This window comes from Streptomyces sp. SolWspMP-5a-2 (genome assembly GCF_900091845.1).
In the GTDB taxonomy this organism is placed as follows: domain Bacteria; phylum Actinomycetota; class Actinomycetes; order Streptomycetales; family Streptomycetaceae; genus Streptomyces; species Streptomyces doudnae.
Genome location: NZ_FMCI01000003.1, coordinates 1 through 15,556, shown reverse-complemented (window position 1 = coordinate 15,556; position 15,556 = coordinate 1). Strand labels below are relative to the sequence as shown.

Annotated in this window: 14 protein-coding genes and 1 pseudogene; 4 read left to right on the top strand and 11 right to left on the bottom strand. The window is 72.9% G+C overall.

The window, feature by feature from the left end; all coding sequences use genetic code 11:
• The 3 genes from smc to GA0115242_RS00110 form a co-directional block, all read right to left on the bottom strand.
• Window positions 1-2,203, bottom strand: a 2,203-nt coding sequence (gene smc, locus GA0115242_RS00120; RefSeq protein ID WP_093823176.1) for a chromosome segregation protein SMC, incomplete at its 3' end; no start/stop codon positions are given.
• Window positions 2,204-2,419: 216 nt separating this feature from the next.
• Window positions 2,420-2,623 carry a hypothetical protein gene (locus GA0115242_RS00115; RefSeq protein ID WP_093823178.1) on the bottom strand — a complete coding sequence of 68 codons (204 nt, stop codon included), beginning with the start codon at window positions 2,621-2,623 and terminating at the stop codon, window positions 2,420-2,422.
• A gap of 378 nt (window positions 2,624-3,001) precedes the next feature.
• On the bottom strand, window positions 3,002-3,283 hold the full coding sequence (locus GA0115242_RS00110) for an acylphosphatase (RefSeq protein ID WP_093823174.1): 282 nt from the start codon (window positions 3,281-3,283) through the stop codon (window positions 3,002-3,004).
• A gap of 159 nt (window positions 3,284-3,442) precedes the next feature.
• Here GA0115242_RS00110 and GA0115242_RS00105 point away from each other — a divergent pair, with 159 nt between their 5' ends.
• Together GA0115242_RS00105 and GA0115242_RS00100 are read left to right on the top strand one after the other, a co-directional pair.
• Entirely contained in the window at window positions 3,443-4,549 is a 1,107-nt protein-coding gene (locus tag GA0115242_RS00105; protein WP_093823172.1) for a CAP domain-containing protein, read from the top strand.
• A gap of 172 nt (window positions 4,550-4,721) precedes the next feature.
• On the top strand, window positions 4,722-5,123 hold the full coding sequence (locus tag GA0115242_RS00100; protein WP_093823170.1) for a winged helix-turn-helix transcriptional regulator: 402 nt from the start codon (window positions 4,722-4,724) through the stop codon (window positions 5,121-5,123).
• Here the strand turns inward: GA0115242_RS00100 and mutM are convergent.
• From mutM to recG, 8 genes are all read right to left on the bottom strand, one after another.
• Window positions 5,096-5,956, bottom strand: a complete 861-nt coding sequence (gene mutM / locus GA0115242_RS00095; protein ID WP_093823167.1) for a bifunctional DNA-formamidopyrimidine glycosylase/DNA-(apurinic or apyrimidinic site) lyase — start codon at window positions 5,954-5,956, stop codon at window positions 5,096-5,098. The genes GA0115242_RS00100 and mutM overlap by 28 nt on opposite strands.
• A gap of 87 nt (window positions 5,957-6,043) precedes the next feature.
• The gene (rnc, locus tag GA0115242_RS00090; protein WP_093823165.1) at window positions 6,044-6,874 is read right to left on the bottom strand and encodes a ribonuclease III; all 831 of its coding nucleotides are present in this window, start codon (window positions 6,872-6,874) and stop codon (window positions 6,044-6,046) included.
• A 19-nt stretch (window positions 6,875-6,893) separates the two neighbouring features.
• Window positions 6,894-7,067, bottom strand: coding sequence for a 50S ribosomal protein L32 (gene rpmF, locus GA0115242_RS00085; RefSeq protein WP_003951102.1), 174 nt, complete (start codon window positions 7,065-7,067; stop codon window positions 6,894-6,896).
• Between the two features lie 2 nt (window positions 7,068-7,069).
• Complete coding sequence (locus GA0115242_RS00080) at window positions 7,070-7,717, bottom strand: YceD family protein (protein ID WP_093823163.1); 648 nt, start codon at window positions 7,715-7,717, stop codon at window positions 7,070-7,072.
• A 131-nt stretch (window positions 7,718-7,848) separates the two neighbouring features.
• The gene (locus tag GA0115242_RS00075; RefSeq protein ID WP_093823161.1) at window positions 7,849-8,937 is read right to left on the bottom strand and encodes an ATP synthase F0 subunit B; all 1,089 of its coding nucleotides are present in this window, start codon (window positions 8,935-8,937) and stop codon (window positions 7,849-7,851) included.
• Window positions 8,938-8,995: 58 nt separating this feature from the next.
• Window positions 8,996-9,475: a pantetheine-phosphate adenylyltransferase gene (gene coaD / locus GA0115242_RS00070; RefSeq protein ID WP_218088630.1), complete on the bottom strand. Its 480-nt coding sequence runs from the start codon at window positions 9,473-9,475 to the stop codon at window positions 8,996-8,998.
• A gap of 26 nt (window positions 9,476-9,501) precedes the next feature.
• The gene (gene rsmD / locus GA0115242_RS00065) at window positions 9,502-10,128 is read right to left on the bottom strand and encodes a 16S rRNA (guanine(966)-N(2))-methyltransferase RsmD (protein WP_256089299.1); all 627 of its coding nucleotides are present in this window, start codon (window positions 10,126-10,128) and stop codon (window positions 9,502-9,504) included.
• 97 nt (window positions 10,129-10,225) lie between these two features.
• Entirely contained in the window at window positions 10,226-12,484 is a 2,259-nt protein-coding gene (recG, locus tag GA0115242_RS00060) for an ATP-dependent DNA helicase RecG (protein ID WP_093823154.1), read from the bottom strand.
• A gap of 165 nt (window positions 12,485-12,649) precedes the next feature.
• On the opposite strand from recG, the gene GA0115242_RS00055 reads away from it, so the two are divergent.
• Window positions 12,650-14,476 carry an HSP90 family protein gene (locus GA0115242_RS00055; RefSeq protein WP_093823151.1) on the top strand — a complete coding sequence of 609 codons (1,827 nt, stop codon included), beginning with the start codon at window positions 12,650-12,652 and terminating at the stop codon, window positions 14,474-14,476.
• Window positions 14,476-15,556 (top strand): annotated as a pseudogene (locus GA0115242_RS00050) (tetratricopeptide repeat protein); the annotation flags it as partial. The gene GA0115242_RS00055 and the pseudogene GA0115242_RS00050, both read left to right, overlap by 1 nt.

Sequence of the window (15,556 nt, the reverse complement as noted above, 5' to 3'; positions counted from 1 at the left end):
CCCCCGCCGCGCCCCGCGCCTGCCCAGCCAGCCGCCCCAGCTCCTTGGCCACGGCCGACCGCTCCCGGTCGGCCGCCCGCCGCGACTCCGCCAGTTCCTCGACGGCCGCCGCGCTCTCCCGGCGCCGCTCCCCCGCCGCCCGCTGCTCCCCGGCCAGCTCCTCGCACCGCACCGCCAGCTCGGCCAGCTCGGCGGCGGCCTCGTCCACCGAGGCGCGCACCTCCAGCAGACTCGGCGCCCCGGCCGACCCGCCGTGCGCGAAGTGCGCCCCGAGCAAGTCCCCCTCAGCGGTGACGGCGGTGAGGTGCGGCCGCGCATGGACCAGCTCCTCGGCGTCCTCCAGCGTCCCGACGACGACGATCCCCCGCAGCATCCGGCGCACCGCGGGCAGCAGTTCGGCGGGGGCGCGGACCAGGTCGGCCGCGTACCGGAACCCGGCGCGGCCGCCCACCGGGTCGACGGCGCCGGGGGCGGGTTCCTCCGGCGCCGAGGCCAGCAGCAGCGCGGCGCGCCCGCCGTCCTGCTTGCGCAGCAGCCGGATCGCGTCGGCGGCGGCCGCCGGGGTCGTCACCGCGAGGGCGTCCGCCGCCGCGCCGAAGGCCGCGGCCAGCGCCACCTCCTGGCCCGGGGTCACCGAGAGGAGGTCGGCCGCGGGACCGAGCAGGCCGGTGAGGCGGTCCTTCGCGTCGAGCAGGGCGCCGGTGCCGTCCTTGCGGCGCAGGCCGAGCGCGAGGGTGTCGTGGCGGGCCTGGGTGGCGGCCCGGCGCCGTTCGGTCGCGGTCAGCGCCTCGCGGGCGGCCGTCAGGTCCGCCTCCGCACCGGCGAGCCGCTGCCTCAGCTCCTCGTGCCGGGCGGAGCGCTCCGTGTCGTGCGCGTCGAGGCCGTCCACCTCGGTCTGGAGCGTCTCGTACTCGCGCTGCGCGGCGGCGGCCCGCTCCTGGGCCTCGTCACGGGCCGAGGCCAGCCGGTCGATCTCGGCCTGGGCGGCGGCGGCCCGCGAACGCGCCGCGCCCGCCTGCCCGTTCAGCCGGGCCAGCCCCTCACGGCGGTCGGCGATGGCGCGGGCGACGTCCTTGAGCCGCCGCTCCTCGACGGTCAGCGCGCGCTCCAGTGCGGCGCGGTGCTCGACGGTGTCCTCCAGGGCCCGTTCGGCTGCTTCGAGGGCCGCGGCCAGCTCGGCCTCCTGCTCCCTGACCCGGGCGGCCTCGCGCTCCATGTCCTCGGGGTCGCGGCCGCGGCGCTCCTCGGGCGGCGCGGAGGTGGCGCTGGTGACCCGGGCGTCGGCCAGCGACACCGTGCCGCGGACCCGTTCGGCGAGCTGGGAGAGGTCGTACCAGGTCTGCTGGGCGCGCTGGAGGCGCGGGACGAGCCTGCGCACCTCGTCCTCCAGGAGCGCCTCGCGCTGCGTCGCCTTGCGCAGTTCCTGCTCGGCGGCCTCCTTGCGGCCCTTGAGCGCGGCCTCGTCGGCGACCTCCAGGTCCAGCGCCTCGCGCAGCCGCACCAGGTCGTCGGCGAGCAGCCGCAGCCGCGCGTCGCGCAGGTCGGCCTGGATGACGGCGGCCCGGCGGGCGACGGCGGCCTGCCTGCCCAGCGGTTTGAGCTGGCGGCGCAGTTCGTCGGTGAGGTCCTGCACCCGGGCGAGGTTGGCCTGCATCGCGTCCAGCTTCCGCAGCGCCTTCTCCTTGCGCTTGCGGTGCTTGAGGACCCCGGCCGCCTCCTCGATGAAGGCGCGGCGGCCCATGGGGTCGGCGTGCAGGACGGAGTCGAGCTGGCCCTGGCCGACGATGACGTGCATCTCGCGGCCGATGCCGGAGTCGGAGAGCAGGTCCTGGATGTCGAGGAGTCGGCAGGTGTCACCGTTGATCTGGTACTCGCTGCCGCCGTTGCGGAACATGATCCGCGTGATGGTGACCTCGGCGTACTCGATGGGCAGCGCGCCGTCGGAGTTGTCGATGGTCAGGGACACCTCGGCGCGGCCCAGCGGCGGGCGGCCGGTGGTGCCGGCGAAGATGACGTCCTCCATCTTGCCGCCGCGCAGCGACTTCGCGCCCTGCTCGCCCATGACCCAGCTGAGCGCGTCCACGACGTTGGACTTGCCCGAGCCGTTGGGGCCGACGACGCAGGTGATGCCCGGCTCGAAGCGGAGCGTGGTCGCCGAGGCGAACGACTTGAAGCCGCGCAGGGTCAGGGCCTTGAGGTGCACGCCGCCGGACTCTACCTTCCGGCGGTATCCCGCTCCACGAACGCGCGGTTCCCCGCGGTTTCGCCCGGGAACGCGCAGGGCACATCAGACGGTGAGACGAGTGGGCGGGACGGGGGCAGGCAGGCCAAGAAAGAAGGGACGCCGAAGCGTCCCTTGCAGATCTGACGGACTGAGCGGTTGACACGGGCGGCCCGACCCCTGCTGTGGTGCAGGTGATCAGGTGAGCGCAGGCTCCGCCTGGTGTGCGTCGATGCTCTCGAGAAGCGATTCGTGAGAAGCGGCAGCCGTCAGTGCGTCGTTCTCGGCCTGGATCCGTCCGAGCTCGGATTCCAGGTCCTGGACACGCTGCTGGAGCCGTCGCATCTCGGCGAGGAGTCGCGGGTCGGAGCCGCCGACGTAACCGAGAAGCGCCTTTGCCATGATGGATGGTCCTCCACAATGAGTGACCGACCGAAGCGGTTGGGTCGTGAGGGAATCGCACCCGCGATGCTTGGCACTGTTCTGTTCTGGTGCCGTTCTGCCATGCCAAACAGCTAAGGTGCGCGGGGCTTTCAGCGTCTCACCAAAAAGTTTGACGGTCAACACGATCACGCCCCGTATTGAGGGGCGACCCGGTGCGCGCGGCCGGTGACAGGCTGCGTCGTCTCTTCCTCGGGGCCCCGCGGGCTGCGTCGATCAGTCGTGTCCCGGGAGCCTGCCACTTCCCCCGGTTCTTGGCAACCACCAGGTCACCGCCGTTCCCGGCAGGTGCCCATGGCATGGGCACGCCGTCCCGAGGAGGCCCGGGGCCGCCCTCGGTCAGCGCATCGCGAAGCCGTCGTAGCCGCCCCGGGGTGTGTCCCAGATCTCGGTGACGCCGTCCACGCGTCCGGGCGTGTCATCGCCCTGGAGCCAGTCGAGGAGCCCCTCGCAGCCGCCCCTGGCGCCCTCGGCGACCACCTGGACCCGGCCGTCCGCCAAATTGAGAGCAAAGCCACTCAGGCCGCCGATCTCCAGGGCCTTGGCCCGGGTGAACCAGCGGAAACCCACACCTTGGACGTGTCCGCGCACCCAGGCGACCAGTCGTACATCCTCGCTCATGGAGGAAACCTAACGGCCCAATGTCGCTCGGGACACATCCGCCTCCCTCGCCATGCGGTACCGTCCCGACCCAATGAATCTCATATGAAACCCACTCCATCGAGTGAGTTTGGTTGACCGGGGGGACGCGTCGACCGCGATGACGAGGAAGGCAAGGACATGGGACGCCACCGACGCTCCGCCGCCGGCCGCGCCGCCACGGGCCGCGCCACGGGGGTCACAGCGCCACTCGGCCCTTACCCGGGCGGGAACGCTCCGCTGGACTCGCACGACGTCGGGCACGACGCGCAGGACCCCCGCGCCGGGGGCCCGCAGGGCGGTCGCCCGCTGACCGACGACGGCCAGGCCGCGGCCTCCGCGCGCAGCGCCGCGTACCTCTTCGCCACCGAGGACGACTTCCGCACCGTCTTCCCCTCGGACGGTTTCTCCCCCGACGGCGGCCCCGGCGCCCACCGCCGCCGCAAGAAGCGGGTGGCCACCCCGGTGCGCACCGGGCTGCTGGGGGTCTCCGCCGCCGTCGCCCTGGGCACCGTCGCGGTGGCGACCGGTGCGGTGCCCGGCCTCGACAACTACAAGCTCGGCGGGGGCGGGGGCGGCGGCCAGAAGGCACAGGCCGCCGCGGGCCTGCCGACGAACTCGGCGACCGAGCAGGGCGGCACCTCGGGCAGCGCCCAGAGCCACGACGGCGGCACCGCCACGAGCCGGGACGCGCAGCGCGCCGAGTCGCCCTCGCCCGCCCCCTCGACCTCCTCCCCCGCACCCAGCAGGACGCCGACGGAGAAGCCCTCGGCGACCCCGACCGAGAAGGCGCCGGAGACGACGCCGACCGAGAAGGCGCCCGAGACCAAGGCCCCGGCCGCCGAGCCCACCCAGGCCGCCGTCTCCACCCAGGCCGCCGCCGAGGCGGAGGTGCTCCGGCTGGTGAACGAGGAGCGGGCCAAGGTCGGCTGCTCCGCGGTGGCGGCCAACAGCGCGCTCACCGGGCTCGCCGAGGACTTCAGCCAAGCCATGGCCGCGCAGGACTTCTTCGACCACACGGACCCGAGCGGCGCCACGCCGTGGGACCGGGCGGCGGCGCTCGGCATCAGCAACCTGGGCGGCGAGAACATAGCGCGCGGCCAGGCCGACCCGGCCGCGGTGATGGAGGCCTGGATGAACAGCCCGGGGCATAAGGCGAACATCCTGAACTGCGACTTCAAGACGCTGGGCGTCGGCGTGCAGTTCGGCTCGGGCGGCCCCTGGTGGACGCAGGACTTCGGCTACTGACCGGCAGCACCGTCGCGTGTGGGCCGGGACCCGGACAGGGTCCCGGCCCACACGCCGTGGTGGGACCCCGCCCGTTCCGGCTCCCGGCCCAGCCCAGGCTCGGCTCGACCAAGCACTAACTCCTGGTTAGCGCAATCTTCTGGTGAGCGCTGCACTCCAGTACGCTTGAAGGATGAACCGCATCGACGAGTGCGCGACGGACCCGGCCCTCCCGTACAACGTGTTCGCGAAGGCCTGCCCCTCGCGCGGCACGCTGGAGCACATCACGGGCCGCTGGGGCGCCCTCGTCCTCGGCGCCCTCTTCGAGGGCTCGCTGCGCTTCAACGAGCTGCGCCGCCGGGTGGACGGCGTGAGCGAGAAGATGCTGTCGCAGACCCTGCACGCGCTGGAGCGCGACGGACTGGTGGACCGCGAGGCCCAGCCCACCAACCCGCCCCGGGTGGACTACGAGCTGACCCCGCTCGGCCGCGAGGTCGCCACCCGGCTGCTGGCCCTCATCCACTTCCTGGAGGGCAGCATGGACGACGTCCTCGACGCCCGGCGGCGCTACGACGACGCACGCGGCGGACGCTGACAGCGCGGGCAGAAGTAGCTTGACCGGTTCATCCACGGCCGCCGCGCCATCGGCGTCCCGCACCGGCGGCAGGGCAGCCCCTCGCGGCCGTAGGCGTCGAGCGAGCGGTCGAAGTAGCCCGACTCCCCGTTCACGTTGACGTAGAGGCTGTCGAAGCTGGTGCCGCCGACGGAGAGCGCCTCGTTCATCACGTCCCGTACGTGGCCCAGGAGTTCGGCGGTGCGCGGGGCGGTGAACCCGGCCGTGGGGCGTTCGTAGTGGACGCGGGTGCGCCACAGGGCCTCGTCCGCGTAGATGTTGCCGACGCCGCTGATCAACGACTGGTCCAGCAGGGCCCGTTTGACGGTGGTCCGCTTGCGGCGCAGCGCCCGGTGGAAGGCGTCGTCGTCGAAGAGCGGGTCGAGCGGGTCGCGGGCGATGTGCCCGATGACATCGGGCAGTCCGTCGGACGTGGTGTCGTGCAACGACAGCCCGCCGAAGGTGCGTTGGTCGACGAAGCGCAGCTCGGTGCCGAGCCCGTCGTCGAACCCGACCCGGATCCGCAGATGTTTCTCGGCCGGCGCGGTGACCGGCTGCACCAGCAACTGCCCGCTCATGCCGAGGTGGGCGAGGATCGCCTGCCCGGTCTCCTCGAGGGGCAGCCACAGGTACTTGCCGCGGCGGCTCGGGACACCGATCCGGTGGCCCTCGATCCGGTGCGTGAAGTCGTCACCCCCGGCGACATGGCGGCGGACGGCGCGCGGGTGCAGCACCTCCACGCCGGCCACGACCCGGTGGGCGACCCACCGTTCGAGACCGCGCCGGACGACCTCGACCTCGGGCAACTCGGGCATGCGCTCCCCCATGAGGTGCTGACGCACGAGCCGAGCGCCCGCCCCGGACGGGGTGGGCGCTCGGTGTGCTCTGTTCGTTCGCTCCGCTCAGGCGGAGACGGCCGACGGACCTTCACCGTCGGTCGCGGCCTCGGCCTCGTCGGCGGCCGGTCGGGCCGCCTCCTCGGCACGCGCGTCCGCAGCGGCCCTGATGGACCTCCAGGCGGACTCGGCGGCCTGCTGTTCCGCCTCCTTCTTGCTGCGGCCGGTGCCGGTGCCGTACGAGACGCCTCCGACGCGGGCGGCAGCAGTGAAGGTCTTCTCGTGGTCGGGGCCGGTCTCCGTGACCAGGTACTCGGGGACGCCGAGCCCTTCGGTCGCGGTCAGCTCCTGGAGACTGGTCTTCCAGTCCAGGCCGGCTCCGAGGTTCGAGGACTTCTCGATCAGCGGGTCGAACAGGCGGTGCACCAGTTCGGAGGCCGCGTCGAGGCCCTGGTCGAGATAGACCGCGCCGATCACCGCTTCGAGGGTGTCGGCGAGAATGGACGCCTTGTCCCGGCCGCCCGTGCCCTCTTCGCCCCGGCCGAGCCGGATGAAGGAGCCGAGTTCAAGGCCGCGACCGACCTCCGCCAGCGCACGCGAATTGACCACCGCGGCCCGCAACTTGGCCAACTGGCCTTCGGGCAGGTCGGGGTGGGTGGTGTACAGCGTGTCGGTGACGACGAGCCCGAGCACGGAGTCCCCGAGGAACTCCAGCCGCTCGTTCGTCGGCAGACCGCCGTTCTCGTACGCGTAGGAACGGTGGGTCAGCGCGCGCACCAGAAGGGCGGACTCAAGTCGGTACCCGAGCCGCCCTTCCAGAAGCGTGTGGGACGAGGCCGTGCTGTCCGATGGGCCGACCCCGCTCGCGCGGGGAGAATTCTTCTTCGCCGTGGACACGGTGCCTCTCACCAGCCGCTCAGACCTCGAGGACCTGGCGCTTGTTGTAGGTGCCGCAAGACGGGCACGCGATGTGCTGCTGCTTGGGCTCGTGGCAGCGCTCGCACGCAACCAGGGTGGGGACCGCAGCCTTCCACTGCGACCGGCGGTGGCGCGTGTTGCTGCGCGACATCTTCCGCTTCGGAACAGCCACGGCTACTTCTCCTGCTTCTCGGCGGCGCCTGCTGACCCGTCGCCGCTCATCTCGTCCTTCTCGCCGTCCTTCGTGGTGCCGGCGAGTCCCTGCAGTGCCGCCCAACGGATGTCGACGGCATCGTGGTGGTGTTCCGGGTCGTCCGCCAGCCGCACTCCGCACTCGGAGCACAGACCGGGACAGTCGTCCTGGCACACCGGCTGCATCGGCAGTGCGAGCACCACCGCATCACGCAGCACGGGTTCGAGGTCGAAAAGACCGTCCTCGATGAAGAGCCTGTCCTCGTCTTCCTCGGCGTCGTCGGCCGGTTCCGCTTTGGGGCGGCCCCGGTCATCGGCGTCAGGGTACGAGAACATCTCCTGGAAGTCCGCTTCGAGCTGCTGCTCCAGCGGCTCCAGACACCTTACGCACTCCCCCTCGGCCGACGCACGGGCGGTGCCTGTGACAAGCACCCCTTCCATGACCGACTCGAGCCGGAGTTCGAGTTCCACCGGGGCGCCTTCCGGCACTCCGATGACTCCCTGGATGCCGAGGTCCCGGGGGGCGTCGATCGAGCGGGTCAGGCGCTGCATCGCGCCAGGACGCCGCCCCAGCTCGTGCGTGTCGAACACGAGCGGGTTGCGGTGGTCGAGGCGGGCGTTCAGGGCCATTCCTGCTTTCGATCTTCTCAGCTCAGGGACGCGGCCCGTCGGTGTGCTCGGGCAGCGCTGATCGCGGACGTACACGCGACCGAAGAAACAGGATACTGGACCTTTCGCCGTCGGCCCAATCCGGTGCTCCGCTACTGGCCGCGGCCCTGCTCGTACGCCCGGAGCTGCTCGGCGCTGATCATGCCGGTGTCGAAGAGGCTGGTCTCGTCGAGGGCGTACCCCTGCTGCTGCGCCTGCTGGGGGCTCTGCTGGGCGTCGTAGCTCTGCTGCTGCCCGTCGTAGCCCTGGTAGGCGGCGTAGGGGTCGGCCTGCTGCGGGTAGCCGTACGCGTCCTGCTGGCCGTACCCCTGCTGCGCGTAGCCCCCGGCCGACCCGGCGTAGGGGTCCGCCTGCTGCTGGTAGCCGTACACGTCCTGCTGCGGGGCCTGCGCGGCCGAGGCGTAGTCGGGCTGCTGCCGCGGCTGCGCGGCGGGCTGTCCGGCGGGCGCGGGGTTGTCCCGCTCCGCGAGGGCCGCGAGGTCGGCCAGGTAGTCGGCGTCGCTGGAGTGCTGGAAGGAGGTGAGGTCGTCGGCGAGGGCGCCGAGGTCGTCGCTGGCGATCCGGCCGTGCAGCTTCTGGCGCCCGCGGCCGACGGCCTCCAGGGTCTTGGCGAGGACGGCCTCGAAGGCGCCCAGCTTGACGTCGACGTAGGCGTCGGCGTCACGGCGCAGGGTCTCCGGGTCGTGGCTGCGCTCGGGGGCGTCCTCGTCCTCGTAGCCCTGCTCGTCGAGGCCGGGGCCGGTGCCCAGGAGCTTCTCCCGGCCGCGGCCGACGGAGCCGAGGGTCTTGGTGAGGACGACCTCGAAGTTGGCGAGCTTGGAGTCGACGTAGTCGTCGGCCTCGGCGCGCACCTCCTCGGCCTCCTGGCGGGCCTCGGCGAGGATGCGGTCGGCCTCGTTCTGGGAGCGGCGGGCGACCTCGGTGTCGGAGATCAGCGAGCCGCGTTCGGCGTGCGCCTGCCCGATGATCCGGTCGGCCTCCTGGCGGGCCTGCTCGACCATCTGCTCGCGGTCGCCGATCAGCTCCTGGGCCTGGGCCAGGGAGCCGGGCAGGGCCTGGCGCACCTCTTCGAGGAGGGCGAGCAGATCGGCGCGGTTGACCACGCAGGACGCCGACATGGGCATGGCTCGGGCATGGGAGACCGCCGCGACGATCTCGTCGAGCTTCTTCTGCACGTCCACCGTGTGCTCGCCACTCTCTACAGGGGTGTTGGAGACGGACGGGACGACTGTAGCCCCATCAGTCCTTGCGCAGACGCGTGTTGAGCGCCTCCAGGACGAGCGGGGGCACCAGGTGGGCGACGTCGCCGCCCCAGGTCGCCACCTCCTTGACGAGGGAGGAGGAGAGGAAGCTGTAGGTGGGGTTGGTGGGGACGAAGAGGGTCTCGACGCCGGACAGCCCGTTGTTCATCTGGGCCATCTGCAGCTCGTAGTCGAAGTCGCTGACCGCGCGCAGTCCCTTGACGATGGCGGGGATGTCCCGCTCCTTGCAGAAGTCGACGAGGAGCCCGTGGAAGGACTCCACGACGACGTTGCCGTACTCGGCGGTGACCTCGCGGATCAGGTCGATCCGCTCCTCGATCTCGAAGAGCCCTTTCTTGGACTGGTTGATCATCACGGCGACGTACACCTCGTCGTAGAGGCGTGAGGCGCGGGCGATGATGTCGAGGTGTCCGTTGGTGATCGGGTCGAAAGACCCGGGACAGACGGCGCGGCGCACTAGTGATCCCTCGCTCTCCGGTCCGGTCATCGTGCGACGTCGCACGTAGAGGCGGCGTGACCGTACCAAAACGTTCCCTCGCCGTAGCGGCGGGCCCGGACCGGCTCGAAGCCGTCGGGCCAGCCGAACGCGCCGCCTCTGGTGCTGCGCTCCACGGTGACGAGGGCTCCGGCCGCGAGCCACCCCCCGGTGCGGAGTGTGAGGAGGATCTCCCGAAGATCGTCGTCCAGGACGGCGTACGGGGGGTCGAGGAAGGCGATGTCGTAGGGCTCGCCGGGGGGCGCCGTACGGACGACCTGTTCGGCCTTGCCCGCCCGCACCTCGGCGCCCGGCAGGCCGACGCTGCGGACGTTCTCCCTGATGACGCGCGCGGCGCGGGCGTCGGCCTCGACCAGCAGGGCGTGCCCGGCGCCCCGGGAGAGTGCCTCCAGGCCGACCGCGCCCGACCCGGCGTAGAGGTCGAGGACGCGCTCGCCGGTGAGCGGGCCGCCGAGGAGGGACTCCCAGGTGGAGAAGAGTCCTTCGCGCGCGCGGTCGGAGGTGGGGCGGGTGCCGGTCCCGGGCGGAACGGCGAGGCGCCGGCCACCGGCGGTGCCGGCGATCACGCGGGTCATGTCGGGGGTCCTTGTCCGTGGGCGACTTCTCGCGGTCAGTCTGGCAGGCGGCCGGGGGTGCCCGCCCGGCGGCGACCGGGCTCCCGCGGAGCGGCGCCCGCGGCGGCTCCCGTCCCGCCCCGGCACGCCTTGTTGCTCAGCCCTTCTCCAGGTAGCCCTCCCGCTCCTCGTCCAGGAGGGCGTCGAGTGCGGTGCGCAGGCCGGGCTGGGAGGTGAGGTCCGGGTCGGCCGCCACCAGGGCCGTCGCCTCCTCGCGGGCCTGCGCGATGACCTCCTCGTCCTCGATGACGGACAGCACCCGCAGGGAGGTGCGGGCCCCGGACTGGGCCTGGCCGAGGACGTCGCCCTCGCGGCGCTGTTCCAGGTCGATGCGGGACAGCTCGAAGCCGTCGAGGGTGGCGGCGACGGAGGTGAGCCGCTGGCGGGCCGGGCTCGCCTCGGGCGTCTCGGTGACCAGGAGGCAGAGGCCGGGTGCCGAACCGCGGCCGACGCGGCCCCTGAGCTGGTGGAGCTGGGAGACGCCGAACCGGTCGGCGTCCATGATGACCATCGCCGTCGCGTTCGGGACGTTCACGCCGACCTCGATGACGGTGGTGGCGACCAGGACGTCCGTGTCGCCCGCGGCGAAGCGGCGCATGACGGCGTCCTTGTCGTCCGGCGCCATCCTGCCGTGCAGGACCTCGACCGTGAGGCCCTGGAGCGGGCCCCCGGCGAGCTGGTCGGCGACCTCGAGGACGGCCAGCGGGGGCCGCTTGTCCCCGTCGGGGCCGTCGGCCGCCTGCTTCCTGGCCCGGCCCTTGGGGTCGTCGTCCTCGTCGCCGATGCGGGGGCAGACGACGTACGCCTGGTGGCCGCCCTCGACCTCCTCGCGCACGCGCTCCCAGGCGCGTGCCAGGAAGTGCGGCTTGTCCGCGGCCGGGACGACATGGCTGGCGATCGGCGAGCGCCCGGCGGGCAACTGGTCGAGGACGGACGTCTCCAGGTCGCCGAAGACGGTCATGGCGACGGTGCGCGGGATCGGGGTGGCCGTCATGACGAGCAGGTGCGGGGGCTGCTTCCCCTTGCCGCGCAGGGCGTCGCGCTGCTCGACGCCGAACCGGTGCTGTTCGTCGACGACGACCAGGCCGAGGTCGTGGAACTGGACCTTGTCCTCGATCAGCGCGTGGGTGCCGATCACGATGCCGGCCTCCCCGGTGACCAGGTCGAGCAGGGCCTGGCGGCGGGCCGCCGCGCCCATCGAGCCGGTGAGCAGCACCACCCGGGTCGCGTGGTCGGCGCCGCCGAGCATGCCGCCCTCGGCCAGCTCGCCCATCATCTCGGTGACGGAGCGGTGGTGCTGCTGCGCGAGCACCTCGGTGGGCGCGAGCATCGCGGCCTGCCCGCCCGCGTCGACGACGGCGAGCATGGCGCGCAGCGCGACCATCGTCTTGCCGGAGCCGACCTCGCCCTGGAGCAGCCGGTGCATGGGGTGGTCGGTGGCGAGGTCGGCGAAGATCTCCCGGGAGACCGTCCGCTGGCCGTCGGTGAGGGTGAAGGGCAGCCGGTCGTCGAAGCGGGTGAGCAGGCCGTCGGGGGCGGGTTCGCGCGGGACGGCGGGGAGTTGGGCGTCGTCGTGCCTGCGGCGGGCCAGGGCGACCTGGAGGACGAACGCCTCGTCCCACTTGAGGCGGGCGCGGGCGTCGGCGATGTCGGCCTTGGTGCGCGGGCGGTGGATGCGGGTCAGGGCGTCGGGCAGGGAGAGCAGCCCGCGGCCCGCGCGCAGGGTGTCGGGCAGCGGGTCGACCGCGTCCCGGGCGGCGGGCAGCACCGTCTGAAGGGCCTTGCCGATCTTCCAGGACTCCAGTTTGGCGGTGGCCGGGTAGATCGGGATGAGGGCGCCCGCCCAGCTCTCCACCGCCTCGCCCGCGCCCTCGACGCCGTCGACGCCCTCGGGGCCGCCGGGTTCGCCGCGCAGCAGTTCGTAGGCGGGGTGGGCGAGTTGCAGCCGCCGGTTGAAGACGGAGACCTTGCCCGCGAACATGGCGCGGGTGCCGGGCAGGAGTTCCTTGTGGGGCTTGTGCACGCCGTTGCCGAAGAAGACGAGCTGGATGCGGCCGCTGCCGTCCGTGATGGTGACTTCGAGCCGCTGGCCCTTGCCGCGCGGGGCCTTCGCCGAGGCGAAGGTGTGCAGGCGGGCGTCGGCGACCATGGCGACCACGGTGGCGTGCTCGTCCATGGGGAGGTCGGCGAGGTGGGTGAGCTGGCCGCGCTCCTCGTATCTGCGCGGATAGTGGTGCAGGAGATCGCCGACGGTGCGCAGGCCGAGGTGCTCGGCCATCACCTTCGCGGTGGCGGGGCCGAGCACCGACTTCAGCGGCTGGTCCAGTGGTTCTTCCAGTGCGGGCACGAGATCCATTGCACACCACGGGACTGACATCGCCGTATACGTCCCCCGAAACCCCTGGTCAGACGGCTCGTTCGGGCTCTAGGATGACGCGCTCCGGCCATCCCCCGCGGTACCGCCTCACACGGGACCGCCCGACCCCGCGCCGTCGAACCTCCCCCCACCGGCGCTGCGACGATGGACTCCCAGACCTCACAGTCATCCCAGCCCCTGCCGTCACCTCACACCTTCCAGGTCGACCTGCGCGGTCTGGTGGACCTGCTCTCCCATCACCTCTACTCCAGCCCCAGGGTCTACCTGCGGGAGCTGCTCCAGAACGCGGTGGACGCGATCACCGCCCGCCGCGCGGAGCAGCCGGACGCCCCGGCCCGGGTGCGGCTGCACGCCGAGGCGGGCGCCCTGCGGGTCGAGGACAGCGGGATCGGGCTCACCGAGTCGGACGTGCACGCGCTGCTGGCGACCATCGGGCGCAGTTCCAAGCGCGCCGAGGGCATCCAGGAGGCGCGCGCCGACTTCCTCGGCCAGTTCGGCATCGGGCTGCTCGCCTGTTTCGTGGTAGCCGACCGGATCCGGGTGGTCAGCCGCAGCGCGCGCGTCCCGGACGCGGCGCCGGTGGAATGGACGGCGAGCGACGACGGCTCGTACACGGTGCGCACGCTGCCGGACGCGGCGCGGCCCGAGCCGGGCACCACCGTGCACCTCACGGCGCGGGCCGGGGCCGCCGAGTGGCTGTCGCACGAGCGGGTGCGGGCGCTGGCCGCCGACTTCGGGTCGCTGCTGCCCTACGACGTGCGGGTGGGCGAGGAGGCCGTCACCGAGGCGCCGCCGCCCTGGGAGCGCGCGTACCCGTCCCCGGCGGCCCGCCGGGTGGCGCTGGCCCGGCACTGCCACGAGCTGTTCGGCTTCACCCCGCTGGACTCGATCGAGCTGGACGTGCCGCTGGCCGGTGTCCGCGGGGTGGCGTACGTGCTGCCGTCGGCGGTCAGTCCGGCGCAGCGGGCCACCCACCGGGTGCACCTGAAGGGCATGCTGCTGACCGAGCGGGCCGAACAGCTCCTGCCGGACTGGGCGTTCTTCGTGCGCTGCGTCCTGGACACGGACAGCCTGCGCCCGACGGCCTCGCGCGAGTCGCTGTACGAGGACGAGACGCTCGCGGCGGTGCGGGAGGCGCTCGGCGAACGCGTCAGGTCCTGGCTGACGGCGCTGGCGGCGAACGACCCCGAGCGGCTGTCGGCGTTCCTCTCGGTGCACCACCTCGGGGTGAAGTCGCTGGCCAGGCACGATCCGGAGATGCTGCGGACGATGCTGCCGTGGCTGCCGTTCGAGACGACGGACGGGCAGCTGTCCCTGGAGGAGTTCGCGCAGCGGCACCCGGTGGTGCACTTCACCCGGAGCGTGGAGGAGTACCGGCAGGTCGCGCCGATCGCGTCGGCGCAGGGCGTCGGGGTGGTCAACGGGGGCTACACGTACGACAGCGAGCTGGTCGAGGCGCTGCCGTCGGTGCGGCCGGGGACGGTGGTCGCCGAGCTGGACGCGGACACCGTCACGGCCCACCTGGACGACGTCGACCCGGCGGAGGAGCTGGCGCTGGCCGGTTTCCTGGCCGCCGCGCGGGCCCGGCTCGACCCGCTGGGCTGCGACGTCGTGCTGCGGGCGTTCCACCCGCTGTCGGTGCCCGCGCTGCACCTGGAGGACCGGGCGGCCCGGCACGAGCAGGCGCGGGCGGCGGCCGAGGAGGGGGCCGACGACCTGTGGGCGGGCATCCTGGGCTCGCTGCGCGGCAGCGCGCCCCGCGCGCGTCTGGTGCTCAACCATCTCAGTCCGCTCATCCGCAGGATCGGTTCGCTGGACGACCGGGAACTGATCGGCACCGCGACGGAGTCCCTGTACGGACAGGCCCTCCTGATGGCCCGGCGTCCGCTGCGGCCCGCGGACACCGCCCTGTTGAACCGCGCGTTCATCGGGCTCCTGGAATGGGCGACGCACGGCGAGGACGGTCACTGATGAGCGGGATCGACGGGAGCGGCGGCATCGCGGACTTCGACGCGCTGCGGCGCGCACTGGCGGAGAACTCGGAGCGGCCCGAGGGCCCGGCGCGCAACGCGCGCGCGGAGGAGCTGCTGGCCGCGGCCGAGCGGCTGGACATCCCGCTCGCGGTGATCGAGGCGCTCGGGCACCAGCTGAAGGTCTACAACTACAGCTCCGAGAAGGACAAGATGTTCGTCCCCTTCGCGCGCCTGCTGCGCCTTTGGGACGAACGGCCCGGTGACTTCGACGAGTACGAGACGCATTCGCTGCACTGGGTCTTCAAGTGGATGTCGTCCGGCATGCTCGACCAGCCGCATGTCCCGCTGGCCTCCATAGAGAAGTGGCTCGGCGAGATGGAGCACCGCTACCGGCTGGCCGGCCACTCCGAACGGGCGGTGCGCGGGGCCGAGTTCACGGTCGCCGCGCACCTGGGCGACGTCGCGCGCGCCGAGCGGGCGTACGACGCGTGGCTTGCGGCCGACCGGGACACGATGGCCGACTGCCACGCGTGCGAGCTGCACGAGCAGGGCTGGTGGCGGGCCGAGCGGGGGCGGGACGCGGAGGCGCTGGAGCTGTGGCGGCCGGTCCTGGAGGGCGAGTTCGGCTGCGCGCACGAGCCGCACGCCGTGCTCGCGACGTCGCTGCTGCCGCTGCTGCGCCTGGGCCGCGCGGACGAGGCGCGCGCCAACCACCTGCGGGGCGTGCGTCTGGTGCGCCCGATGGAGAGCATGCGGTCCGCCTACGCGGAGCACGTGGAGTTCTGCGCGCTGACCGGCAACGAGGCACGCGGACTCGAACTGCTCGCGGAGCGGCCCGCGTACTTCACCGACACCGGGCACCCGCGCAGCGCGTACGACTTCCACTGCGTGGTGGCGCTGCTGATGGACCGGCTGGTCCTGCTGGGCCTGGGCGGACGGCAGGTGCCCGGCCCGCGGGGCCGCTCGTGGACCGCGCGGGAACTCGCCGGGCACGCGCGCGGGGAGGCGCTCGCGCTGGCGGCGCGGTTCGACGCGCGCAACGGCACCGCGCACCTGAGCGAGCGGGCCCGCGCGCGGA